This is a genomic window from Paenibacillus sp. J31TS4 (assembly GCF_018403265.1).
In the GTDB taxonomy this organism is placed as follows: domain Bacteria; phylum Bacillota; class Bacilli; order Paenibacillales; family NBRC-103111; genus J31TS4.
In genome coordinates, this window is sequence record NZ_BOSI01000001.1 from 1,284,826 (window position 1) to 1,307,290 (window position 22,465).

Sequence of the window (22,465 nt, forward strand, 5' to 3'; positions counted from 1 at the left end):
AGCAATCTCCCGAAAAAGGCAGGTGTCGCATGCGTACCAAACTGCTGTCAACCGCCCTTGTCTTCGCTCTTGCCGGCTCTTACCTCGTCCTGGCGGAGCACGCCGACTCGCGGAATCCCTCGGTGCTGGCCGCCGGCATGACGAGCCAGCTGGCAGCCGAAGCCCAGGCCCAATGGGCCGAACAAAGAGCGGAGCCGTCCCAATATATCAAGGAAGAATTCATCAAGGCCGGCGGCCAAGTCCAGCCCGGCCTGCACGATTCGATCGCCCGCTGGGTAAGCGAGCTGGCCGCCCAGCCAGGCTTCGAAGCCTGGCGGGACGCGGACTGGGAACTGCTGCCCCTCGGTCCCGGTCTGCACGGATGGTCCGCCATTGTGAAGAGCGGCGGCCGGGAAGTCGGCTACCTGATCGTCAGCGCGAACCAGGACGCTTCCGGCGGCTTCCGGCTGCTGGAATACGGAACCGGAACCAAACCGCTCTACAGTCTGGCGACGCTGTACCAGGCACTGGTGCAGCACGAACTTATCGATCCCCTCCTTCCCTACGACATGTTCCAGGCCGATCTGGCCATCCGCCGCGAGCCGATCTATTATCATGCGCTGCTTGCGGTCTGGAAGGTGACGGCCGGCGATCACGTCTATTATCTCGACGCCAAGTCCGGCGATCTGCTCCCGGATCTGACCGAGGCACTCCGGTCGCTGAACGTCCCGTTTAATGCCGCTGAGCTTCCCGCCCTGAGCGAGTTTGGAGAAGTGGCGGAGACGAGGCTATTAGACGTATTCGATCCACTCGGCGGAGCGGGATGGGTGAAGGGCCCCTCCCTGCCCGACAAAGGCGCTACGGGCTTCATGCGGTCGCTGGAGGGTTCCCGTAGGCTGACCTACACCGCGAGGCTGCTTGAGGACAAGCTGCTCTACCCATTCGCCGTGACTGGCTATCAGCTGTGGAAAAACGGCGAGACGTTCTTCTCGCTCGATCACGACGGAAGCCGCTTCATCCCGTATGAGCTGCTTCAGCAGAACGGCGGGTTCAGCTCCTCCGAAGGAGGCAGATGAGGGACGCCCTTGTCACTCGTAAAGCATCTCCGATCCGACAAAAGGCCCCTTCCCGAACGTACGGGATGGGGCCTTCCTCTTGCCCTTAGCCGTCTGGCGTCCTGCCTTTCCCTTACCGTCTAACCGGCGACCGCTAGCTCCGGCCGCGGGACCGGCGCTTCCTTTGGCTGATCCACATGGACAGCGCATAAGGGAGCAGACCGAACCAGCGGAGCGGCCAAGGCTCCTTGTACCGCGACCGGCGCTCCTGCCGGAGCTGGCGCCGAACCTCCCGCGGGGTGTCGATGTACACCACGACCCGCTCGGTTAAATATTGCACGAATTCATCGGTTTTCTTGCCCATGCTTTCCTCCGCTTCCTGCCGGTCGTATTGCCGTTCTTCCTTCCAGTATCGCCAGCAGCGGAAGCGCTTAACCGCCCGGAAACCGCAAAAAAACCGTCCGGCTGGTTTCTCCGCCGAACGGGCTAGTCTTTCCTCTTTTGTTCTTCTCGTTTCTCTCACTGCGGGCTATTGGCCCGACCGGTAACCAGCGGCTTTCGTCAGACTTCCGTCAGGCTTCTCCTCCGGCGGAGTTTGCCCTGCGAGCTGCGCGCCGTGGGATCCGCGGACGGTTCGACCTTTCGAAATCCCTTCGTCTTAAATTTGCTTCGGGGATTCCAGGCCGATCAGGCGGAGTCCGTTCTGCAGCGTCAGCTGAACGGTCTTTACAAGGGCGAGACGGGCTTTGCGGGTCTCCGCGTCGTCGACGAGAATCGGACATTCATGGTAGAACCGGTTGAAGCTTTGCGCGAGATCGACGAGGTAACGGCTGATGAGCGACGGCTCCAGCTTGTTCATCGCCTGCACGACCTTCTCGGGGAACAGGGCCGCTTCCTTGGCCGCCTGGTAAGCCGAATCGTTCAGCAGCAGCGATGCATCGAACGATTCTCCGCCTGCCGGCAGCTCGGTGCTCTCACTGCCGTTTGCCTTGCGCAGCAGACTGCAGCAGCGGGCGTGCGTATATTGGACGTAAGGACCGGTCTCGCCGTCGAAGTTAAGCGCCTCTTCCCAAGAGAACACGATGTCCTTGATCCGGTTCGTGCTCAAATCGTTGAAAATGATGGCGCCTACGCCGACCTGGCGGGCGACCTCGTCCTTGTTTGGCATGTCGGGATTCTTGGCGTCGATAATTTCGCGGATCTTGCTGATCGACTGAGTCAGCAGATCCTCCAGCATGACGACGTTGCCTTTGCGCGTGGAGAGCTTGGCACCCTCGAGGCTGACCTTGCCGAACGGCACGTGCACGAGCTTGTCCGCCCAGTCGTAGCCCATCAGCTCGATGACCTTGAACCACTGCTGGAAGTGCAGGCTCTGGCCCGCGTCGACGACATAGATGCACTTGTCGAAGTCGTAGGTCTTCTTGCGGTAGAGAGCCGCCGTAATATCGCGGGTGTGGTACAGGGAGCTGCCGTCCTTTTTGAGAATCAGGGCAGGAGCCATGTTGTACTCGTCGAGCCGTACGAGCATCGCGCCTTCGTCCTCTTCGAGCAGGTTCTTCTCCTTCAGCTCTTCGATGACCGGGCCCATCTTGTCGTTATAGAAGCTCTCTCCTGCATAGGAATCGAATTCTACGCCGAGAAGCTTGTAAATTCGGCTGAATTCCTTGAGGCTGATGTCGACGAACCACTTCCACAGCTTGCCAGCTTCCGAATCGCCCTGCTCCAGCTTGACGAACCAGGCGCGCGCCTCGTCCTCGAGCTCGGGCGCATGGTCGGCTTCGTCGTGGAACTTGACGTACAGGCGCAGCAGCTCGCTGATGCCTTCCGCTTCGACCTGCTCCTTGCTTCCCCACTTCTGGTAGGCCACGATCAGCTTGCCGAACTGGGTGCCCCAATCGCCGAGATGATTGACCCGAACGGTATCGTAGCCGAGGAAGTCGAACAGCTTGTACAGCGCGTTGCCGATGATCGTCGTGCGCAGATGGCCAACGTGGAAAGGCTTGGCGATGTTCGGAGACGAGAAGTCGAGCACGATCGTCTTGCCCTCGCCCATCGTCGAGGAGCCGTAAGCTTCGCGGCGCGTCAGCACATCCTGGAGAAGCGTGGAGACGAACTGAGCCTTATCCAGATAGATATTCAGATAGCCGGAGACCGCCTCTACTCGCTCCACATAGGCAATCCCGTCCAGCTTTGCCTTCAGCTCCTCGGCAATCGCCTGGGGTGCCTTGCGCAGCACTTTGCTCAGCTTGAAGCACGGCATGGAGAGATCCCCCATGTCGGGATTCGGCGGGTATTCGAGCAGCTCCATTATTTGCGATTCGTCCATGCCCTCCAGCTGCGAAGCCAGACTGCCCGCTAATTGCTTCTTGTATTCGATCATGTCCAGTAACTCCCTTTCCTGCTCGTCTGACGAGAATCCTCGTCGTATGCAACAAAGCACCCCGGACGGGGTGCTCTAGTGTTATGTAACGGAACGGTCGAGAGGACCCGAGCCTCCACGGTGGTATACCCACTAGAATGAGAAGAAGTGAGGTGCCGGGAGGTACCCTCTATACCCGATAACGCCTATTATATCGGGCTTTTCGCCAAAAAGCAAACGCTTCGGAACGGTTTATTGCTCCTCGTTTTCCTCCCTGCTTTTGAGCAAGGAGCGGGGCTGTTCCTACTTTTTTCGCGAAGACTCCCCTCGTTTTTCGAGGAGACACCCGCAAGTTTGTACGGGAAGGAAAATGCACCTCTTCGTGCATCCCCATCGTGGGGAGCTGCTGAAGAGGTGCATTCTATGTAAACCGTATGGTGCTTGTACAAGGTTGGTGCGGTCGAGAGGACTCGAACCTCCACGGCTGTTACACCACTAGAACCTGAATCTAGCGCGTCTGCCAATTCCGCCACGACCGCATATCTTGTGTCCCGTTCATCCGACTCGCTTGCTTTATCAGTGCGGCGACAAGATGTAATATACCATGCAGGAAAACCGGATGTCAAACATTTTTTCGATTTTCTTTTTCGCATCTTTTATGCGAACATATGTTGCTTTATGCGAACATTTCCAATATAATGAAAACAAGAAACGATTCGAACGGAGGTTCGCTCCCATGACAACGAAACCGTTGACCCGCAAACCGCCGCAAACAACCGAGCAAGAAACCGAATTGGTAAAGGAAGCCGTCCTGCTGCCCGTCCTCCTGGCCATGGTCCAGCGGGATGTTAATCGTCTGCAGGAACAATCGCTTAAGCTCTCCCTGCCAAACGTGGTCGTTCTCCAGCGGATGCTGGAGGCCGTTCATGAGGATCTCCTCCTCGTCAAGCGGAAGCTCAAGATGTCCGGCATCCGGATCTTCAGCGAAGTGAAGGACGCGAACGGGATCCGCTGCGGCTACCTGTGCCGGGAGAACCGTGGCACCTTCACCATGTCCCGCAGTATGGTTAAAGCCGAGGTCAGCATTCTAGCCGGCAAGTATGTAGGAACACGGACGGTCTCTTGACCTCTTACTCATAGAACAGGAATATTTTCCTCCCACTTGTGGAATACAATCTAGTATTCGACCAAGCGGGAGGGGATCTCTCTGCACATCAGCCAGCCTCAGACGCTCCGTCACGATGTCGACTTCGACAACGCCATTCTATTCCAGCGCCGGGTTTCCGTCTGGAAGAGCGGCGAGTGTATCGAACGATGCGGAACGATCCGCTCGTTCTCCCCGGGCACCGTCATCGTAGACAAAGCCAAAGAGAACAGCACCTGCGCATCCTTATATTTGCGCAAGGTCTGCGAATTTCGAATCGAATAAGCCTGTGCCCGTCAAAAAGCCGGTCCCGCGAGGGGCCGGCTTTTTGACGGCAAGAGGCCTATTGCGTGTAACGGCTCAACGCCTGAGGGCAGGCTGTCAGTCCGTTAGGCGGAACCGGCTCTTAATTCGCCGGGTGCTCGCGTCGGTAGTCTAGATAACGCTTGACCGCCGTGCGCAGCGCCTCCGCTACGCTCCTCCCGACGAGGTAGCCGAGCCGCGTGGCGGTTCCTGCGTATTCGTACGTCCGGCCGTCCCGGTCCGTCGCCGCCAGGAGCACCGCGTCGGTCGTCGTCCCTGTCGCGATCGGCGGCTCCGCGTTCGTCTCGTCGCCCCCCGGCTTGTCCTCCGGTCCGCCTGCGGCCGCCCGAATGCCCATTTCCTGCAGGACGGCGGCCTTGGCTTCCGTAGCGGTGAGAACGGCGCCTACCATGGCGGCGTCCGACAGCCGGCCGTCGATCAGGAGGATGATGTTGATCGTCCCGGGATAGATACGCTCGAGCGGCTGCTGGGCACCTGCCCGTGCAGCGTTCCCCAGCCCGGCGGTCACCCACGCGCAGACGGCCAATTCGTCGTCGGGATCGTATGTCTCGCCGGTGCGTCCGCCTTCCGCGGCTCCATTGCCGGCGCCAGACTGACCGGACTCCGCTTCCCGACAATCGCGCCAGCGCAAGGATGCGAAGCCGGCTCCCTCTACTAGCGCAGCCGTCAGCATGGCGCAGCACCCGTCCGCCTCCACTCCCTCCTGTCGCAAGAACCGCTCCATCTCCTGCACGGGATCTTCGCACGAATACCGCTTGTTCACCTGCCGGTTAATGAGCGTCTTGGCGGCCCCGTAGCCCCCGTTCCAAATGGACGAGTGGAGCGTCCGAAGCGGGGAACCCGCGTCGATCTGCAGATAGGGCTCACCGTCCCGCCCCCGGCGAAAGAAGGCCGACACGCCCGCAGGAAGCCGTCCTTCCCAGGAGGAGCGCTCCCCCGTCCATACGCCCGGGGCCGTCGAGACGATGCCGGATCCGCCGCTACTCAACCCAGGGCCCGGCCTTTCTCTCTTCGCTGAGCGGCTGATAGAGATAATTCCTGTCCAGCTTGAGCACCCGCCGGTTTTGCTTCTTGATCATGACGGTCGTGTCGTTCCACGCCATCACATAACCTTTGACGTCGTTGGCTTCCTCCGAGTCGCGGATGACCCGGAGCTTCGTTCCTTCCAGTCTATATTTATCCAGCTGTTCGTCGCTGATCATCTGGTTGCCTCCTTCATCGAAAGTGGTACTAGTACGCCTTGCTATCAGAATAGCATGGGAGGGCGACTCCCGGAACCCCCCCGCACTTCATACACTTCAAACGTTCCCAGCGTTCCTGACGCATCCGGCGCCCTCCGTTGCTCCCGCATAAGATCGCCTTTCCGGGGAATGGTAATCGGTAGATGCCACTGGCTACTATCTGCGCAGGAGAGGAAGGATGCGTAATGGATAAGAAACCTTACTATATCTCCGTCAACACGAATGAAATCATGGACGACCCGACGGCGTTCACCTACCAGTTCGAAATTCTGGCGTCGCAGGACGACATCGACAAGCTGCAGGAGCTGTTTGAGGATACGGCCGAGGCCGAGCAGGCCTCCGCTTGGGGCGCCCTGACATTGACCTCCAACCTGGAGGAAGAATACGAGCGGGATTACGATTACAACCTGCAGCAGGTCTATGCTATGCTGCACGAGCTCGGCACGCCGGAGACGCGCCGCCACATCGAGAGCATGAACATCCTGCCTCCGGACAGCGTAACGGAGGCGGAACCGCATCAGGACGCGCCCCTCTCTTCCGAGCAAGCGAGGCCTCATCGGGATGCCGCCCTCCTTCCGGAGTATGCGCAGCCGCATCGGGACGCTATCGTCTCTTCCGAGCATGCAGAGCCACATCGCGACGCACCTGTCTCCTCCGAGCACGCAAAGCCCCATCCGGATGCATTCACCATTCCGAAGCAGGCGGAGCCGCATCGCGACGCCGCCGCCTCTTCCGAGTAGGCGAAGTCTCATCAAGGTACCGCCGTCTCTTCCGGAGCATGCGGAACCGCATTCGGACGAGACCGCTATCTGACTGCCCTGGCATGCGCATACCGAGCCATCAAAAAAAAGACCTAGTTCCCGCCGGCATCCGGAGGAGCTAGGTCTATTCTGCATATAAAAGGGACGCTGGCCGTTTGCTCTGGCGCAGCTTAACCGACGTGCTCGCGGGAATCGTTTTTCTCGAACCAGTAATCCAGAACGGTAGCGGACATGACGCGCTTGCGAATATAGTCCCGCTGATTGTCCGTAAACTGGGACTGCCAGTCGATAGCGAGCTCTTCGCACAGCCGGACGATCGTGAGCAGCTCGGACCAGGCTACATAACGTTTGTACCAAAAGAATTGAGGATGTTCGATCATATAGGGATACAAATCGTCGAATTCGGTATGCTTACAATCCAGCGCCCGCTCAAAATGAATCTTGGCTTCCTCGAGCTTCTTGGCGTAAAACTCCGCCGGAATCATGTTTTCGTTCCCCATTGGCCATGCCTCCTCTCTCTCATCCTTACCCCACATTATATAAAAAAAATCATCCGATGGGAAGAAGCGGGAGCCGGGAAATGCTTCCCTCTCCCGCCCTCTTCCCGGACGGACGATTAGTCGAAATGGATTTGGTTGTCGGAGAGGCCGGTAATGCGGACGAGCGATTCGAGCCGGATGCCCTGCTCACGGATGGTATCGGCGCCCCGCTGGAATTTCTTCTCGACGACGACGCCCATCCCGACAAGCTCGCTGCCCGCCCGCTGGATGATGCGGATAAGCCCGCGCGCGGCATCCCCGTTCGCAATGATGTCGTCTATGAACAAGAGCCTGTCCTCCGGCGAAAGGAACGACTTGGCCACCATAATGTCCGTCACGATCCCTTTAGTAAACGACGGCACGCGTTCCGTGTAGCTGTCCTGGTCTGAGGTCAACGTTTTCTTCCGTTTGCCGAACACCATCGGCACCTTGAGCTCCAGCGCGGTCGCAAAGGCGACGGGGATGCCCGAGGTCTCCACCGTAATCACCTTCGTAATCCGCTCTCCCTCGAAGCGCCTCGCGAATTCCCTGCCCATCTTCATAATGAGAAGCGGGTCCACCTGGTGGTTCAGAATCGCGTCCAGTTTGAGCACCTGGTCGGATAGGATTACGCCCTGCTCGAGGATCCTCTGCTTTAATTCTTCCATTTGTCATCAACCTCCGCGTTCGCGTGGCGGAGCCGCCTGCCCCTCAGGCCGGCCTTGCAGCAGCCGAGCCGTGCGGTTCCTCGGCATTCCGCCATTCTTGTCTACAACGTAACACAGCCGCCGAGCCCGCTTCAAGCACGAGGAAGCGGCATGTCAGCTATTCCGGTTGAAGCCGCAGCTCTTCCCTCTCCAGCGACGGGACACAGCCATTTTTTTAACCGGAATGAAACTTTTTGCTTTCCTGATCTGTCTATATTAGTATATAGGAGTTTCCGAGACAATCCAGCCGAAGGGAGAGAAGCCAATGACCGCCGCCAGACGCATCATGTCCCTAACCTTGACCTTAGCCGTGGTCGTGCTTGTCTCCGTCTACGGCTATCACTATTGGAAGTCCGGCAAGCTGGAAGCCGGCAGCGCCCAACCGCCCGTGCAGACGGCCCCGCCGCAGCAGACGCCGACCCCGGACGAGACGGGCCCGGCCAGGCCCGACAAGACGCATGTAGCGGTAGAGGCCTACAGCAGCCAGCGGCCCGTTCTTATGGGCCTGTCTATCTCGGATGACCAGTCCAAGGTTATCGGCCTGTTCGGCAAGCCGGACGAGCGCTACGTCATGACGGATCCGTCCGACCCGATCGAGGTGCTCGTCTACGACAGCTTCTCTGTCGGGATCGACAACACAAACAAAGTCCGGTTCGTCAGTATCGATTCGCCTGATATCGATCCCGGCCTGAACGGCCTCCGCCTCGATTCCACATCGAAGGACGCCATCAAGATGCTCGGCCAGCCGGATACGAACACGAGCTATGTGCTCGCCTACTATAACAAGAACACGGTGCTGAAGCTCGACGTCGATCCGAAGACGTCGGTTGTGCAGTCGATCAAATTGTTCGCCGACGCCAAGTAGCGCGGCTGCCCCAAGCGCTGCGCTTCTCAGCCGGCCGCCGCGGCTGGCATGCGAGAACCCTCCGGAACATACCTTGTACTATGCAAGGTGGACAGGGGGTTTTTTTGTTATGCGTACCGTATGGCAGGTGCTCCAGGTGGCGTTTACGTATATCGGCACGGTGGTTGGGGCCGGTTTTGCCACCGGTCAGGAAATTTTGCAGTTTTTCACCCGCTACGGGTGGCTGGCCGCTCTCACGATCGGTGTCTCCTGCGCTCTCTTCACATGGCTCGGCATCAAGCTCATGCTGATGGCCCACGACGGCAAGGCCCGCTCTTACGAAGACCTGAACCGGATGCTGTTCGGCCGGCGGTTCGGCAGCGGACTGAGCCTCTTCACAATGGTCGTTCTGTTCGGCGTGACGACGATCATGCTGGCGGGCGGCGGGTCTCTGTTCGAAGAACAGCTGCATCTATCCTACCAGACGGGACTGCTCATCACGCTGGCCGCCGCCTACCTCGTGCTGACGCGCGGCATGAAGGCGATCCTAGCGGTCAATACGCTGGTCGTGCCGTTCATGATCCTGCTGTCCGTCACCATCGTCCTGATCAGCCGCGACCTGCCCGGGGCGTCCAACTGGCTCCGGCTGACGAGCGACTACCCCACGCTGCGGATCTGGTTGTCCCCGCTGCTCTACACCGCCTTCAACCTCGCCATGGCCCAGGCGGTGCTCGTGCCGCTCGGGGCTTCGATCCGGGACAGGCGGGTGCTCTATTGGGGCGGGCTTGTCGGAGGGGTGGGCATCGGCCTCATGCTGCTCGCCGCGCATTTTGCGCTGTCCGCCCAGATGCCCGGCATCCGTCAGTTTGAGATTCCGATGGGCCATATTATCCGGACGTTTGGAGGCTCTCTTCATCTCCTGTACACGCTGGTCATCTACGGGGAAATCTTCACGACGTTCATCGCCGACGCTTACGGGCTGGCTCTGCAGCTCGAGCAGCGGCTCAAGCTGAACCGGCGCCTCCTCATCGCCTTGATCCTGATCCTCAGCTACTTCGTCAGCCAGATCGGCTTCAGCCATCTGCTCGCTACGCTGTATCCGCTGTTCGGGCTGGTCAGCCTGCTCTGGTTCGGCATGATCATCGCCCGGAGGAGAGGCACGGCCCAGCCGCCGAGCGAGCATTGACGGCTCGGGCCGTTCGGAAGGCATACGGCGTGCAGCTGACTATCTATCGTCTGAATAGAGATTTGCGGTTCGGGCTGTTCGGAAGGCACATTTTCGTGAAGCTGACCATCGTCCGAATAGAATAGGAGGTAATGCGGACCAAGTCTGCGGCACACTTCCCCACTCGGCATCCCTCCCATCTCACATAGCGCCCAGAGGCCTGGTTGACGCAGCCTGGCCGGACTCGCAGGGCCGGGGGTTATTCGTTATAATAGGAGCTATCAAATGGTTAGCAAAAGATGCCAAGGGAGGGACCGCTCGTGCCTCAGGTTGCTTTGATTACAGGTGGTGCACAAGGAATCGGCAAAGGAATCGCCATGAACTTCGCTTCCCAGGGGTACGCTGTCTCTCTGGCCGATCCGGACAAGGAAGCCGGCTTCGAGACGATCAAGCAGTTGCGCCGGATGGGCGCCCAGGCGATGTTCATGTGCGTGGACGTCGCGGACGCCTCCGCAGTCGCCCGGTGGGTGAAGCTGACCGAGGAGGATTTGGGCCGCGTCGACGTCCTCATCAACAACGCCGGCATCGCACACAACGCTCCCTTCCTCGAACTGGCGGCCGAGGACTTCGACCGGGTGCTCGCCGTCAATCTGCGCGGTACGTTCCTCTGCTCGCAGGAAGCCGCCCGCGCCATGAGCCGCAGAGGCGGTGGAGCCATCGTCAATATCGCCTCGACGCGCGGCCTCATGTCCGAGGCGCATACCGAAGCGTATTCGGCCTCCAAGGGAGGCATTCTCGCTCTGACGCACGCCATGGCGGTCAGCCTGGGCCCTCTCGGCATCCGCGTGAATGCGGTCAGTCCCGGCTGGATCGAAGTGCGCGACTGGCAGAAGGCCGCGAACGCCGAGGTACCCAGCCATTCGGAGCGGGACAAGCTCCAGCACCCGGTCGGCCGGGTAGGCAAGCCGCAGGACATCGCAGACGCCTGCCTCTACCTCGCCGGGCCCAAGTCAGGCTTCATCACCGGCCAGAACCTCGTCGTCGACGGAGGGATGACCGTCAAGATGATCTACGAAGACTGAACGGAACGAACCGCCGCTCCCCTCTCGGGGAAGCGGCGGTTCGTATGATGGGTGCGAATTCTTTCCCGTCCGGCATCTATTTGTTCAGCATGTGAAACACCTGTTCGACGTCCTTGTCCCCGCGGCCGGAGATGTTAATGAGCAGAATCCGGTCATGCTCCATCGTAGGAGCCAGCTTGAGGGCGTAGGCGACGGCGTGGGCACTCTCAAGCGCCGGGATGATCCCCTCCGTCCGGGACAGCTCCTGGAACGCCTCCAGCACTTCCTCGTTCGTAACGGTTACGTACTCGGCTCTGCCGCTTTCCTTCAGATGGCTGTGCTCGGGTCCGATGCCGGGATAATCGAGACCCGCGGCGATGGAGTACGTTTTGCGCGGTTCCCCTTCCTCATCCAGCAGAACGAGGCACTTGAATCCATGAATCACGCCGGGCACGCCCTCGGTCAGCGTCGGCGCCTGATCCGGCTCCACGCCGATCAGCCGGACCGACGGTTCGTCTATGTAATGGGCGAACGAGCCGATGGCGTTGCTGCCGCCGCCTACGCAGGCGATGACCGCGTCGGGCAGCCGCCCTTCTCTGGCGAGAATCTGCTGCTTGGACTCCTCGCTGATGATGGATTGAAAATGCTTGACCATCGTCGGAAACGGATGCGGGCCGACCGCAGAACCGAGGAGATAGAACGTCGTCCGGTAATTGGCGACCAGGTCGTTCAGCGCCTCGTCTACGGCGTCCTTCAGTCGTCCCTGTCCCTTGGAGACCGGCACGACCTTGGCACCTAGAAGCTCCATCCGGAAGACATTGAGCGCCTGCCGGCGCGTATCCTCTTCCCCCATGTAGATGACGCATTCCATCCCGAACATCGCACAGACGGTAGCGGTTGCGACGCCGTGCTGCCCCGCGCCCGTCTCGGCGATGACGCGGCGGGCTCCCATCCGCTTCGCAAGCAGAATCTGGCCGAGCACGTTGTTGATCTTGTGGGAGCCGGTGTGGTTCAGGTCCTCCCGCTTCAGATAGATCTTGGCCCCTCCCAGCTTGTCCGTCAGGTGCTTGGCGAACGTGAGCGGGTTCTCCCTGCCGACGTATTCACGGTAGTAATACGCGAGCTCCTCCCGGAAGACCGGGTCGTCCTTGTACCGCTCGAACTGCTCGGTCAAATAATCCATCGCTTCCTGAAGCTCCGGCGGAATGAAGCTGCCTCCGAATGATCCGAAAAAACCCTTTTTCTCCGTTTCTTGCATAACTGGTAACCCTCCCGACTCATGGAATAGTTCTAGTTTACCGGAAGCGTTCTCCTCTGTACATTGACCTTTTGGCTGATCGTGCCTATACTGCCTATAGCTAAGCGCCTGGAGAGCACTCCATGGCGCATTTCGCAAGGAAGGAGGCCCTCTCATGTGGCTGGCATTCGCGGGAGCGGCCGCCGTCTGCTTCGGACTGCGCGGCATCCTGTACCAATTGACTTCCCGAAGACCGCTCGACCGCAATGTGCTGCTGCTCGGCGTCTATCTGTGCGGCACCTTCATCGCCCTCCTGTTCAGCCTGCTGACCCGGCCGTCCTGGACGCCCGAGGTGCTGACCGGCCTCGCCATGGGCATCTTCTCGTTCGTCGCCAACGCGTCCATGTTCCGCGCTTTCGCCGTCGGTAAGGCGTCTCTCGTCGCCGTGCTCACCTCCCTGCCGGCCGTCGTGGTCATCGCCCTCTCTTACCTGCTGTGGGGCGAGACGCTGACGCCCGGCCAGGGGGTCGCTTTCGTCGTCCTCGTCTCCGGCGTCGTGCTCATCCGCTACGCAAGCGATCTCTCGCTTCAGGATCGCAAAGGGGCCGGCTGGGCGCTGGCCGCCATGCTTGCCTTCGGGCTGACCGACGTCTCCTCGAAGCAGGCGATGCTGTGGGGTGCGGACACCCTTCCGACGCTCGTCGTCATGTACGCAACGGGCGCCCTCCTATTCGCAGGCAGCTGGTACCGCGGCCGGCTGGCGGACGCCAAGGCCCGCAAGGCCGTGGTGAGCGCGCTTGGCACAGTCAACGCCGGACACTCGGAGCAGGCGGCGGCTCGAACAGAAGCGGACGAATCGCCAACACGCTCGGCTGCCGCCGGCCGGCAGGAGCGGACGGCGGCAGCCGAACAGAGCCCGGAACCCGAGTTCGAGCCGGCGGCCGCTGCCCTTGCGTCCGCGGCCGCCTGGCCGTTCGGACGGACGCTCGCGTGGGGGCTCGTCGTCGGCCTGTCGAACATCTCAGGGATGCTGTTCATCCTGCCGGCGTTCCGCCTCGGCGTCACGGGACTCGTCTCGGCGGTTGTGGCGATGAACGTGCTGCTCGTACTGCTGTACGCCAGATTCTTCCTGAACGAATCGTTCAGCCGCAAGGAAGCCGCCGGCATGACGCTTGCAGTGGGCGGTATGCTGCTGCTCCGGCTGATCGGCTGAAGGACGCCTACGGGCGTCTTTTTTTTTACCGGAAACTACCGGATTGGCGTGACGATAGCGCAGCCGGAGCTGTCTATAGTAACAGAGAAACGGGCTTGTCTGGAAACAGTCCCCAGCAAATCCCCTGTTTGAGCGCAATAACGGGATGGGTAAGAACAGAGCAGAACGAAGTACCTGGTCAACTATTCTGGAGGAGGGAACAAGGATGGTTAACGCGACGAACCTGCAGCAGTGCATCGACGAATGCCTGAAGTGCATGCAGGCCTGCAATCATTGCTACGACGCTTGTCTCAAGGAAAAGGATCTCGCCATGATGAAGGAGTGCATCCGGCTCGACCGCGAATGCGCCGAATTCTGCAGCTTTACGGCCAACGCCCTCTCCCGGAGCTCCATGTTCGCCGCCATCATCTGCCGCGTTTGCGCGGAAATATGCGATGCTTGTGCGGAGGAATGCGCGAAGCATGAGCACGAGCACTGCCAGCGCTGCGCCGAAGCCTGCCGGTCCTGCGCGGAAGCTTGCCGCGCCATGGCGGCGGCATAATTCACGTTACGAACGGCTGCCTGTTAGGATTGGAATAAGAAATAGCCCGGATCGAACCGTTCCGGGCTTGGAAGCCTCGCTGTTACGCTCAGCGGAGGCTCTTTTTTTTGTGTGGGGACGAGCGTACGGGCAGAACGTTACTCATCCTCACGGATGGGCTGCACCTTGAAGGGGATTCAATTCGGCATTTCCCTTTGTCGGGGTTCCTGCCGATAGGACCGAACCAACCGAATGATTTCCATGATGCCCTTCAGTGCCAGAAGGAAAGCCATGATCTGCAGCCAAAGGTAGACGTCCGGCTGAAAGATGATCGCCATATGCCATAGCGGCACTAGTTGAGTCGTACTCAGCAGCAGGATCATAAACAGAATGGCAAAATGCAGAGCAATCTTGAACAGAACTCGAATCGATCGTCCCCTATGAATCGAATGGTCAGGACGCTGCGGCCCCAAGCAGCGCTTTGCCGTTCGCATAGTCGCGTAGACCAACCATGCGCTGAGGACGAGGATGAGTCCATTCACAAACAGGTATTTTTGCGAGATGCTTAGCCACGCTCCCCCGGCAGGTTGGCCATTCAGCAAATTAAGGATGCCGGAAGCGATGTAAGTCGTCGTGATGACGTGGGTGTCGGGAAATTCGGCATCGATCGCGTCCAGTACGTTCGCGAACACGATTACGCCGAGCTGTCGTTCCGGAACCATAAAAGCTTGGGCCTGGAAGCCCAACGAGCCGCCCGGCGAACCAAAAACCTCCAGCCCGTTAAGTTGCTCGGTCGACCAGCCCATCCCATACGTTCCCGGAACAGGCTCGGTCCGCATTAGGCGTATGCCTTCCGAGGAGAGCACGGCATTCCCCGCATAGCGGCCGCCGTTCAACTGGGCGATCATGTAACGGCTCATATCTTCAGCCGTGGTGTAATGGTAGCCCGCCGGCAAATCCCCTGCAATATAAACATAAGGGCCATCGTAAGGTGCGTTGTAGCCGAAGATCCGGCGGTGGGGCTCAGCCAGTCCGTGCGCCGCCGCTTCCTCATGCGTAAGGAAGCTATCCCGCATGGACAGAGGTCCGAAAATATGCTCCTTCACATAGTCGCCGTAGGACTGGCCGGATACTTGCTGCACAATATAGCCGAGCAGCACATAATTTGCGTTCGAATATCGGTACGGATGTTCCGTTTTGGTATTGGGCTCGTTTAAAAACCTTTCCGCATAAGACATGGCGTTTTTCTCAAGTGCATCCTGCTCTTGACCGCCTGCACTGGACAGCGAGCTGCTAAACGTTGCAATTTGAGAGAACCCGCTTGTTTGGTTAAGCAGCTGACGGACCGTAATGGACGCTGCACCGCTAAATTCGGTAGGGAGATAGCGCTGGATAGGCGCATCCAAGTCAATGTTTCCCGCTTCGGCCAGCTGCAGAACGGCGATAGCCGTAATCGACTTGCCGATGGAACCTAATCCGAACGGGGTTTGCGGGGTGACTGGTCGCCCCGATGAATCGGCTTGCCCATATCCCTTCAGATAAAGAACGCGATCCCCCTGGACAATCGCCAGAGCCAGCCCCGGAAGACGCTGCCGCTTCATCTCACGAGCAATATACGCATCCACGTCGGAGAAATCCGAAGGTCCGGATCGCTCCGCTTGCATGCTTAGATCCCTTTGCGCCGAACTGAATAGGGGGAGAATGAACAGACCGCACAAAATGATTGCTATCATTCTCATCGTTCTCATCGTCCCACCCCTTTTCTCGTTAGTTTTCCGGGAAGCTGTCCATCCGAACACGCTCAGGAAGGACAGGAACCGCAACACATGTCACATGGCCGGGTCACCCGGCGCGGCGGCGGGAGCGGCTCAGCGTGATCCCCGCGAGGACCATGCTGGTCAGCCCAAGCACAACGGCTAAGTAGGCCCCGACCCGCCCGTCACCGGTTCCGGGACCACCGGGAAATATGGTCACATGCACCCCGGCGTAGACGATGACGATCAGCCCCACCACCATGGCCACAACGGCCCCGCGTCTCCCGCTGCCGGTACCGAACCGACCTGCGGAGCGGGATAGAGACAGCCAGGCGAGAATCGCGCTGAGCAGCCCCACCCCCGCGTCTATCGTGGACCAGCTTCGCCCGGGGGTAAATCCGTATCCGACCGTCCCGTCGGCCGCTTCTGCATAGGCTATAACCGGCAGAAGCAGACATGCACAAAGAATGAAGAAGGAAATCAGCTTCGTTCTCATCTGTTCATCACTCCGTTTTGTTGGTTTTGTTCTCATTTGTTTGGCGGCTCATTGGTTGCTATTGGTTATTCGTTTGGAAGAAACAAAAGGAGGGCAAGAATGCCGGACATCCCATACAGAACAAGGACAAGGATGCGAAACCAATCCGATCTGTTCTCATAATCATGCGCAACCAGATGCAGCGATACGCCAGACACGATTAGGAATAGCAAGACAAGTAGATAGACCGCTAGAATAGAGTGACCTCTTTCCATACCATCCACGTGGAAGATGGGAGTCACACGCAAACCAGCCTCCATGCTCAGCAAATGATTACTAGTTTCCTTTGTCGAGGGCATCGGTCTTCCGGGCGAGAGACACCGTTCCCATAAACAACAGCAGAGCGAATACCGGATGAAGAGCAGATACGTATCCCATTCCGGACGGGAATTTGACGCTGACCGCCAGCAATACGATGATCCCGAGCAACCCCGCACTTCGCATTCGAACAGAACGCGGCAGCCGGGCGATGAACGAAAGCACGAGAATCAGGATGGAAACAAGAACCAGCAGCCTGGCAAAGCCAGTATGGCTGGCCCACTGGGCCGAATTCCAAAACAGGGCGAGACCGGCAAGAAACACCTGGATGAAAATGCCGATCGCAAAGATCCTTACGGCCGCCTTAAACACCAAGCGCGCTCTAACCACGAGCGGTGAAAATTGGGGGGCTCCCCCTGCGCGATCCCCGGCTTCCGGTTCGCTGCGGTTTACGGAAAGATTGCTCATCTTTGTATCCTCCTTGTTCTTCACGGCTATATTCTCGTTTCACCGTCAGTTTAATGGATAAATGTCGAGAACTTATGCAGATCTCTCTCTTTTTGTGTGAATGGGTTCAAGAACCAGTTCCATCACGGTATACTTCTCGGTAAGTGGTGGATTCTCGCACCCGAAGCAGACATATCGGAAAAGAGGGATCGAATGGAACCGAAATTGCTGCTTGTAGAGGACGAGCCGGACATGCTGGAGGAGATGCAAACCTATCTGCAGCGTGAAGGGTTTCGGGTATTGACCGCCCGTACCGGCATGGAAGCTCTCGCGATCGCCCGGTCGGAACGGCCCGATCTCGTTGTGCTCGATTGGATGCTCCCCGGGAAGAGCGGCATCGACGTATGCCGTGAAATCAGGCAAACTTCGAATTGCGGGATTATTATGGTCACGGCTCGGTCGGAGGAGTCGGATAAAATCGTCGGTCTGGAAATCGGTGCGGACGATTATTTGACAAAGCCGTTCAGCTTGCGTGAGCTCTCCTCGCGCATCCGGGCTTTGCTTCGCCGCCTGCGTGGTCCGGAAGAGAAACTGTTATTGCTGGAGAGAGACAACCTGACCATTTCCGAAGCCAAATGCCAGGTATTCAAGGACGGCCAGGAGATCCAGCTGACCCCGACGGAATTCAAACTATTGTACACATTGGCGGCGCGTCCCGGAATCGTATTCAGCCGCCTGCAGTTATTGAGGGCCGCCCTTGAGGACGGCTACATGGGGTACGAAAGAACGATGGATTCCCATATCCGGAATCTTCGCCGCAAGCTGGAAGACGATCCGGCCACCCCTCGGTATATTCAAACGGTATACGGGTTCGGTTACCGATTCGGTGAACCATCATGACATGGACGGTACGCCACAAGATATTTGTCTTCATGGGACTACTCGTTCTGATCATCGGCGGCGCTCACACCGTAACCAAACAGGTTTACATGGAGTCTCTATTCGATCAATTTAGCAGGGAAGAACTAAGTGCGTCGTATTTGAACGCATCGCCCGGAGAACAAATCGAGATTTTGAAGAGTTACGTTTCAAGCAGGATGCAAACATTCGGGCTTGAAAATTTGTTTTTTTTCATAGTCATCGGACTTGGCGTCAGCTTATGGATTTCGCGGATGCTGACAGTCCCGTTAAGAAAGCTCGTCGCCGCTATCGAGCGCGTCGGACAGGGGGATCTGGACGTGAACGTACCCGTGCCGTCCAAAGACGAATACGGCAGAGTCATCCAGACGTTCAACGATATGACGCTTCGCCTCCGGGAAGCGGAGGACGCCCGCAAACGGTTGGTGGCCGATGTCGCGCATGAGCTTCGAACGCCGCTGTCCATCATGCAGCTTAAATTGGAAAATGCTCAGCAGGCCGGCTCGTACGCCTCTCCGGAGTTGCTGCTTCGCCTCCATGACGAAGTGATTCGCTTAGGCCTGCTGGTGGAAGATCTTCATGTCTTGTCGCTCGCGGAATCGGGTCGTTTGGCAATGGACTGCAAGCATCTCGATCTGTCGGCAAGACTGGAACAAGTCGTGGAAGATGGGAAAATGGAGGCGGAGGAGAAGCGGCTGGACATCAGCTTTCATTCAAACACGAGGCCCGTCATGATAATCGCCGACGCGAGACGGATCACGCAGGTGTTTATCAATTTGCTGACGAATGCCATCCGCTACACGCCGGAAGGCGGAAAGATAGCGGTAGTGATGGAAGACAAGGTGCTCGAGCGGAATGAAGCCTATACCTGCGTCTCCGTCATAGACACCGGCATCGGGATTCCGGCCGAAGAGCTAACCCACCTATTCGACCGGTTTTATCGGGTGGAAAAGGCCGTTCGAGGCACTCAGGCGGAACGGGGCTTGGTTTATCGATCGCGCATCATCTGGTTAGAGCCCATGGCGGGTTCATCCGTGTCAAGAGCGAGCCGGATCAAGGGACGACATTTGCCGTGTATTTGCCTGCGGGGAAAGGATAGGATGTGTATGAGAAAGAGGGAGTCTTGGCACCGCCATTTCGGTGCTTATGGAATCTGTGCCGAGGAGGAGAAGCTTCTTGTCATCGAGAAGGGAAACGGCCCCTACATCGGGCGATATGACCTTCCGGGTGGAACGGTGGAAGCCGATGAATCCTTAATCCAAACGATTGAGCGAGAATTTCTGGAGGAAACGGGGCTTCAGGTGGAGGTTAAGCGGAATATCGGGGTTTGTGATTATCTCATTCCCTATGAGCTGCCGCAGAGAGGCACCTCCCATATCCATCATGTCGCTGTTTTTTATTCGGTCCATCCACTGCCCGGAATGACCATCAAGCCTCCCCATGTCTTCGAAAGGCAGGATTCGTTAGGGGCAAGATGGGTATCCATCTATGACCTCCAGGAAGAGAACGCCTCTCCTCTAGTCGTTCAAGCCGTAGAGTGGCTAAAGACCGGACAGCTATCGCTCGAAACCAAACGGCTCGACGACTGGACGGTACTAGAGAAGCGAGGGAGATAGATGAGGGATGAGATAAGCTTGGAAAGCTTACAGGAGCGGATCCCTTCCCTCAGGACGGCCCATGCAAGTACAGAAGTGAAGAAGGGATTGTCTCCCATAGACAAGAAGTACATCATCGACCAAGGCCATGGAATCCGCTATTTGCTGCGAACGGCCCCTATCGGTCAGTATGAAAGAAAAAACTCTCTCCATCGCATTCTCATGGATCTTCAGCAATACCAAGTCCGTTCCCCTCTACCGATCGAAGTAGGAAAAGTGGAGGAGCTGGGCATTTGCTACCAGCTGCTGTCTTACATAGATGGAGAAGATGCCGAGGAGGCGATCGGACGTTATCCCGAACAAACTCAATTCCAAATTGGTGTTGATGCAGGGAGAGACCTTGCCAGAATGCACAGGCTGCAGGCGCCCTCTTCGGTTGCGCCATGGCACATAAGAGCAAGCAGCAAGCATACTCGTTATCTCGAGGCTTACAAAGATTGTGGAATAAGACTAGAAGATGACCATAAAATTCTAGCCTTTATTGAGGAAAACCAGAAGTGGATGGCCGACCGCCCCAATCTGTTTCAGCACGACGACTTCCATCTAGCGAATCTAATCCTAAAGGACGGAAGCTACAGCGGGGTCATTGATTTCAACAATGCGGACTGGGGAGACCCCCTTCACGATTTTCACAAGTTAACGCTGCTTAACAAGGAAGCAAGCGTCCCCTTCTCGGCCGGTCAGCTTGCCGGCTATTTCGAGAACGGCCAGCTAACGGACCTCTTTTGGAGACTCTACTCCCTTTATGCCGCCATGGGCGTCTTCTCCGTTCTCGTCTGGTCGATTCGGCATACTCCCGACCGAGTGGAGTTAGAAGTGGAACGCCTCATGACCATCTTGGAGGAACACGCCTATTTTGAGCGGCTGGAGCCAAGCTGGTACCGCGACTTTCACTCTTCCTGAAGGGGTTCTGCCGAACCGGGAATAAACGGTCCTCTAGAGGAATAAAGGAATGGAAGGCCGTAAGACCGCTTCAAATCGTTTGAAACCAGGAGGGATGATCGTGGGCTCCAGAATTATGCATTACTGCATTGCTTCCCAATTAGCCGATCGGCTCGGAATCGACAACAAACCCGCCTTTCTGCTAGGCGGGATCGCTCCCGATATCCATGGCCTGATGAATGTCCCAAAAGGCGTCACCCATTTCAAGGACCGGGACGCAGCCGGCAATGGATACATCAACTATAACCGGTTCTACGATACATACAAAGAAGTGATCCAGGAGCCCTTCTATCTCGGGTACTTGTGCCATTTGCTGTCGGATGTCGTTTGGCTGGAGCTTTACTACGAGATCGTAGAGCCCGGACCGCCGGAGCAAATGAAGGAGTACCTACAGACCGCCTATCGGGATTTCCGGAGACTAAACGGACGGCTCATCAAGCAATATGAGCTGAAGCTTCTTTCCCACGAGCTGCCTGAGGTAAATCTGGAAGGCTATGACGCTGACTACTTGCCTGCCCTGCTTACTTGCCTGCAGCAGGACTTTGTCATGGATGAAGAGCTCATGAATGAGGAGCTGGAGCTCTTCCGCAACGATAACAGCGAAATTGCGGAATACATCGACCGGTCCACGGAGAAGTGCCTGCTGTTTTTATCCAGCAAGGGCATTGAGAGTTGAGGGACGCCAAACTAGATGGAGGTGACGAGTGAGCGAGTATGTGCAGCAACTGCGTGCGTTAGTTGGAACAAGACCTCTGATTCTCGTTGGGGCTGTGGCGATCCTCCAGAATGAGAAGCGCCAAATCCTGCTGCAGCACCGCAAGGACGGAAACTGGGGATTGCCCGGCGGGCTCATGGAGCCGGGGGAAACACTGGAGGAAACGGCGGCCAGAGAAGTATACGAGGAAACCGGACTAACCTTAAAACAGATGACCTTGCTGGAGCTCTTTTCCGGTCCGGAGCTGTATGTGAAGCTCAGAAACGGCGACGAGCTCTACTCGGTGACGGCTCTTTATTATGCCAAGGACTATGAAGGAGAATTGGTTAACGATCAGACGGAAGCGCACGAGCTTCGGTTTTTCGACTGGGACAAGCTCCCGAGTCTGAATCCGGCCAATGCCCTTTATCTTGCCAATTATCTCGATTCCACTTTCCTGCGGAAGAACTAACTACACGCCAACAAGGAGGCTTCCTACAAGCATGAACGTTCCTCAATCCGATTCCCCATGGCGCATCGTCCCCGCCGGTGCCACCCAGCTGCCGCTGCTCACCGAGCTGTACGAGGAAGCCGCCCGCTGGCAGGCTTCGCGCTCTCCGGTCCATTGGCCGCTCGAGTGCCGGGAGAACTGGACGCCCGACGTCGAGCGCGGCTATGTCCATCTGCTCGAAGAGAAGGCGACGGGCGCCGTCGCCGGGATGGTGATCCTGTATCCCGACCCCGAGCCGTTCGACCGGTCGATCTGGCCCGACCCCGAAGCGTCCGCCGCTTATCTGCACAAGCTCATCGTCCGCCGGACATGGGAGGGCCAAGGCTTGGGAGAGCTGCTGCTCGATTGGGCCGAGGCGGAATGCCGCCGGATGGGAAAGCGGCTGCTCAGGCTCGATTGCATGGGTGACAACGAAGGCCTTAACCGCTACTATCCGCGTGCCGGCTTCACCTATCGCGGCCAAACGATCGGGAAAGGCTGGAAGGCGAACCGGTACGAGCGAGAGGTCCGGGAACACCTCGTTTCCTCCCCTGTCTGATCCCTCTTGGCCGGGCCGCCTTCCGGCCGCCAAGGGCCGGCCCCGCAAACGGGGCATTTTTCCCATGACTATATTAAATCTGATG

24 protein-coding genes and 1 tRNA gene are annotated in these 22,465 nt (G+C 58.0%); 14 read left to right on the top strand and 11 right to left on the bottom strand.

Annotated features, from left to right (window positions below):
• Positions 1-29: 29 nt before the first annotated feature.
• Complete coding sequence (locus tag KJS47_RS05865; protein ID WP_213523610.1) at positions 30-1,055, top strand: hypothetical protein; 1,026 nt, start codon at positions 30-32, stop codon at positions 1,053-1,055.
• A 133-nt stretch (positions 1,056-1,188) separates the two neighbouring features.
• Here the strand turns inward: KJS47_RS05865 and KJS47_RS05870 are convergent, their stop codons facing one another.
• From KJS47_RS05870 to KJS47_RS05880, 3 genes are all read right to left on the bottom strand, one after another.
• Complete coding sequence (locus KJS47_RS05870; RefSeq protein WP_213523612.1) at positions 1,189-1,398, bottom strand: YqzE family protein; 210 nt, start codon at positions 1,396-1,398, stop codon at positions 1,189-1,191.
• A gap of 294 nt (positions 1,399-1,692) precedes the next feature.
• Positions 1,693-3,411, bottom strand: coding sequence for an arginine--tRNA ligase (argS, locus tag KJS47_RS05875; protein ID WP_213524984.1), 1,719 nt, complete (start codon positions 3,409-3,411; stop codon positions 1,693-1,695).
• Positions 3,412-3,845: 434 nt separating this feature from the next.
• Positions 3,846-3,932, bottom strand: a tRNA-Leu gene (locus KJS47_RS05880).
• 197 nt (positions 3,933-4,129) lie between these two features.
• Between KJS47_RS05880 and KJS47_RS05885 the strand changes: the two genes are divergently transcribed.
• Positions 4,130-4,519: a YhjD family protein gene (locus KJS47_RS05885; protein ID WP_213523613.1), complete on the top strand. Its 390-nt coding sequence runs from the start codon at positions 4,130-4,132 to the stop codon at positions 4,517-4,519.
• A 424-nt stretch (positions 4,520-4,943) separates the two neighbouring features.
• Here KJS47_RS05885 and KJS47_RS05890 read toward each other — a convergent pair whose 3' ends face one another.
• Both KJS47_RS05890 and KJS47_RS05895 read right to left on the bottom strand, forming a co-directional pair.
• On the bottom strand, positions 4,944-5,849 hold the full coding sequence (locus KJS47_RS05890; RefSeq protein ID WP_213523614.1) for an adenosylcobinamide amidohydrolase: 906 nt from the start codon (positions 5,847-5,849) through the stop codon (positions 4,944-4,946).
• Positions 5,842-6,063 (bottom strand): hypothetical protein, encoded by a 222-nt coding sequence (locus KJS47_RS05895; RefSeq protein WP_213523615.1) that lies wholly within the window; start codon positions 6,061-6,063, stop codon positions 5,842-5,844. The genes KJS47_RS05890 and KJS47_RS05895 overlap by 8 nt, the downstream gene beginning before the upstream one ends.
• A gap of 224 nt (positions 6,064-6,287) precedes the next feature.
• On the opposite strand from KJS47_RS05895, the gene KJS47_RS05900 reads away from it, so the two are divergent.
• Positions 6,288-6,842, top strand: a complete 555-nt coding sequence (locus KJS47_RS05900; RefSeq protein WP_213523616.1) for a hypothetical protein — start codon at positions 6,288-6,290, stop codon at positions 6,840-6,842.
• 191 nt (positions 6,843-7,033) lie between these two features.
• Here the strand turns inward: KJS47_RS05900 and KJS47_RS05905 are convergent, their stop codons facing one another.
• Together KJS47_RS05905 and KJS47_RS05910 are read right to left on the bottom strand one after the other, a co-directional pair.
• Positions 7,034-7,363, bottom strand: a complete 330-nt coding sequence (locus KJS47_RS05905; RefSeq protein ID WP_213523617.1) for a hypothetical protein — start codon at positions 7,361-7,363, stop codon at positions 7,034-7,036.
• Positions 7,364-7,479: 116 nt separating this feature from the next.
• Entirely contained in the window at positions 7,480-8,049 is a 570-nt protein-coding gene (locus KJS47_RS05910; RefSeq protein ID WP_213523619.1) for a xanthine phosphoribosyltransferase, read from the bottom strand.
• A 304-nt stretch (positions 8,050-8,353) separates the two neighbouring features.
• Between KJS47_RS05910 and KJS47_RS05915 the strand changes: the two genes are divergently transcribed.
• The 3 genes from KJS47_RS05915 to KJS47_RS05925 all read left to right on the top strand — a co-directional run bounded on the left by KJS47_RS05915 (position 8,354) and on the right by KJS47_RS05925 (position 11,179).
• The gene (locus tag KJS47_RS05915; RefSeq protein WP_213523621.1) at positions 8,354-8,953 is read left to right on the top strand and encodes a hypothetical protein; all 600 of its coding nucleotides are present in this window, start codon (positions 8,354-8,356) and stop codon (positions 8,951-8,953) included.
• A gap of 109 nt (positions 8,954-9,062) precedes the next feature.
• Positions 9,063-10,118 (top strand): YkvI family membrane protein, encoded by a 1,056-nt coding sequence (locus KJS47_RS05920; protein ID WP_213523623.1) that lies wholly within the window; start codon positions 9,063-9,065, stop codon positions 10,116-10,118.
• Positions 10,119-10,417: 299 nt separating this feature from the next.
• On the top strand, positions 10,418-11,179 hold the full coding sequence (locus KJS47_RS05925; protein WP_213523625.1) for a glucose 1-dehydrogenase: 762 nt from the start codon (positions 10,418-10,420) through the stop codon (positions 11,177-11,179).
• A 76-nt stretch (positions 11,180-11,255) separates the two neighbouring features.
• Here the strand turns inward: KJS47_RS05925 and trpB are convergent, their stop codons facing one another.
• A complete protein-coding gene (trpB, locus tag KJS47_RS05930; RefSeq protein WP_213523627.1) occupies positions 11,256-12,416 on the bottom strand; it encodes a tryptophan synthase subunit beta in 1,161 nt (386 codons plus the stop codon).
• Between the two features lie 154 nt (positions 12,417-12,570).
• Here trpB and KJS47_RS05935 point away from each other — a divergent pair, with 154 nt between their 5' ends.
• A complete protein-coding gene (locus KJS47_RS05935) occupies positions 12,571-13,608 on the top strand; it encodes an EamA family transporter (protein ID WP_213523628.1) in 1,038 nt (345 codons plus the stop codon).
• 205 nt (positions 13,609-13,813) lie between these two features.
• A complete protein-coding gene (locus tag KJS47_RS05940) occupies positions 13,814-14,149 on the top strand; it encodes a four-helix bundle copper-binding protein (RefSeq protein WP_213523629.1) in 336 nt (111 codons plus the stop codon).
• 176 nt (positions 14,150-14,325) lie between these two features.
• Here the strand turns inward: KJS47_RS05940 and KJS47_RS05945 are convergent, their stop codons facing one another.
• The 3 genes from KJS47_RS05945 to KJS47_RS05955 form a co-directional block, all read right to left on the bottom strand.
• Complete coding sequence (locus KJS47_RS05945) at positions 14,326-15,861, bottom strand: serine hydrolase domain-containing protein (RefSeq protein ID WP_213523630.1); 1,536 nt, start codon at positions 15,859-15,861, stop codon at positions 14,326-14,328.
• Positions 15,862-15,970: 109 nt separating this feature from the next.
• Positions 15,971-16,378, bottom strand: coding sequence for a DUF6223 family protein (locus KJS47_RS05950; protein ID WP_213523631.1), 408 nt, complete (start codon positions 16,376-16,378; stop codon positions 15,971-15,973).
• A gap of 315 nt (positions 16,379-16,693) precedes the next feature.
• Complete coding sequence (locus KJS47_RS05955) at positions 16,694-17,143, bottom strand: DUF6220 domain-containing protein (RefSeq protein ID WP_213523633.1); 450 nt, start codon at positions 17,141-17,143, stop codon at positions 16,694-16,696.
• 192 nt (positions 17,144-17,335) lie between these two features.
• Between KJS47_RS05955 and KJS47_RS05960 the strand changes: the two genes are divergently transcribed.
• The 6 genes from KJS47_RS05960 (at position 17,336) to KJS47_RS05990 (ending at position 22,380) form a co-directional block, all read left to right on the top strand.
• The gene (locus tag KJS47_RS05960) at positions 17,336-18,022 is read left to right on the top strand and encodes a response regulator transcription factor (RefSeq protein ID WP_213523635.1); all 687 of its coding nucleotides are present in this window, start codon (positions 17,336-17,338) and stop codon (positions 18,020-18,022) included.
• A complete protein-coding gene (locus tag KJS47_RS24440) occupies positions 18,019-19,656 on the top strand; it encodes an NUDIX domain-containing protein (protein WP_483874599.1) in 1,638 nt (545 codons plus the stop codon). The genes KJS47_RS05960 and KJS47_RS24440 overlap by 4 nt, the downstream gene beginning before the upstream one ends.
• Positions 19,657-19,674: 18 nt before the next feature.
• Positions 19,675-20,598, top strand: a complete 924-nt coding sequence (locus tag KJS47_RS05975; RefSeq protein WP_213523639.1) for an aminoglycoside phosphotransferase family protein — start codon at positions 19,675-19,677, stop codon at positions 20,596-20,598.
• A gap of 100 nt (positions 20,599-20,698) precedes the next feature.
• Positions 20,699-21,313 (top strand): zinc dependent phospholipase C family protein, encoded by a 615-nt coding sequence (locus KJS47_RS05980; protein ID WP_213523640.1) that lies wholly within the window; start codon positions 20,699-20,701, stop codon positions 21,311-21,313.
• A 28-nt stretch (positions 21,314-21,341) separates the two neighbouring features.
• Complete coding sequence (locus KJS47_RS05985) at positions 21,342-21,803, top strand: NUDIX hydrolase (RefSeq protein ID WP_213523641.1); 462 nt, start codon at positions 21,342-21,344, stop codon at positions 21,801-21,803.
• A 31-nt stretch (positions 21,804-21,834) separates the two neighbouring features.
• Positions 21,835-22,380 carry a GNAT family N-acetyltransferase gene (locus KJS47_RS05990; RefSeq protein WP_213523642.1) on the top strand — a complete coding sequence of 182 codons (546 nt, stop codon included), beginning with the start codon at positions 21,835-21,837 and terminating at the stop codon, positions 22,378-22,380.
• Positions 22,381-22,465 lie beyond the last annotated feature (85 nt).

What these genes read in the sequence shown, in the direction of transcription:
- KJS47_RS05900 (WP_213523616.1), top strand. Translation starts at nt 6,288, where the DNA reads ATGGATAAGAAACCTTACTATATCTCCGTCAACACGAATGAAATCATG.
- KJS47_RS05915 (WP_213523621.1), top strand. Translation starts at nt 8,354, where the DNA reads ATGACCGCCGCCAGACGCATCATGTCCCTAACCTTGACCTTAGCCGTG.
- KJS47_RS05955 (WP_213523633.1), bottom strand. Translation starts at nt 17,143, where the DNA reads ATGAGCAATCTTTCCGTAAACCGCAGCGAACCGGAAGCCGGGGATCGC.
- KJS47_RS05885 (WP_213523613.1), top strand. Translation starts at nt 4,130, where the DNA reads ATGACAACGAAACCGTTGACCCGCAAACCGCCGCAAACAACCGAGCAA.
- trpB (WP_213523627.1), bottom strand. Translation starts at nt 12,416, where the DNA reads ATGCAAGAAACGGAGAAAAAGGGTTTTTTCGGATCATTCGGAGGCAGC.
- KJS47_RS05950 (WP_213523631.1), bottom strand. Translation starts at nt 16,378, where the DNA reads ATGAGAACGAAGCTGATTTCCTTCTTCATTCTTTGTGCATGTCTGCTT.
- KJS47_RS05905 (WP_213523617.1), bottom strand. Translation starts at nt 7,363, where the DNA reads ATGGGGAACGAAAACATGATTCCGGCGGAGTTTTACGCCAAGAAGCTC.
- KJS47_RS05910 (WP_213523619.1), bottom strand. Translation starts at nt 8,049, where the DNA reads ATGGAAGAATTAAAGCAGAGGATCCTCGAGCAGGGCGTAATCCTATCC.
- KJS47_RS05865 (WP_213523610.1), top strand. Translation starts at nt 30, where the DNA reads ATGCGTACCAAACTGCTGTCAACCGCCCTTGTCTTCGCTCTTGCCGGC.
- KJS47_RS05895 (WP_213523615.1), bottom strand. Translation starts at nt 6,063, where the DNA reads ATGATCAGCGACGAACAGCTGGATAAATATAGACTGGAAGGAACGAAG.
- KJS47_RS05960 (WP_213523635.1), top strand. Translation starts at nt 17,336, where the DNA reads ATGGAACCGAAATTGCTGCTTGTAGAGGACGAGCCGGACATGCTGGAG.
- KJS47_RS05945 (WP_213523630.1), bottom strand. Translation starts at nt 15,861, where the DNA reads ATGATAGCAATCATTTTGTGCGGTCTGTTCATTCTCCCCCTATTCAGT.
- KJS47_RS24440 (WP_483874599.1), top strand. Translation starts at nt 18,019, where the DNA reads ATGACATGGACGGTACGCCACAAGATATTTGTCTTCATGGGACTACTC.
- KJS47_RS05920 (WP_213523623.1), top strand. Translation starts at nt 9,063, where the DNA reads ATGCGTACCGTATGGCAGGTGCTCCAGGTGGCGTTTACGTATATCGGC.
- KJS47_RS05990 (WP_213523642.1), top strand. Translation starts at nt 21,835, where the DNA reads ATGAACGTTCCTCAATCCGATTCCCCATGGCGCATCGTCCCCGCCGGT.
- KJS47_RS05935 (WP_213523628.1), top strand. Translation starts at nt 12,571, where the DNA reads ATGTGGCTGGCATTCGCGGGAGCGGCCGCCGTCTGCTTCGGACTGCGC.
- KJS47_RS05870 (WP_213523612.1), bottom strand. Translation starts at nt 1,398, where the DNA reads ATGGGCAAGAAAACCGATGAATTCGTGCAATATTTAACCGAGCGGGTC.
- KJS47_RS05940 (WP_213523629.1), top strand. Translation starts at nt 13,814, where the DNA reads ATGGTTAACGCGACGAACCTGCAGCAGTGCATCGACGAATGCCTGAAG.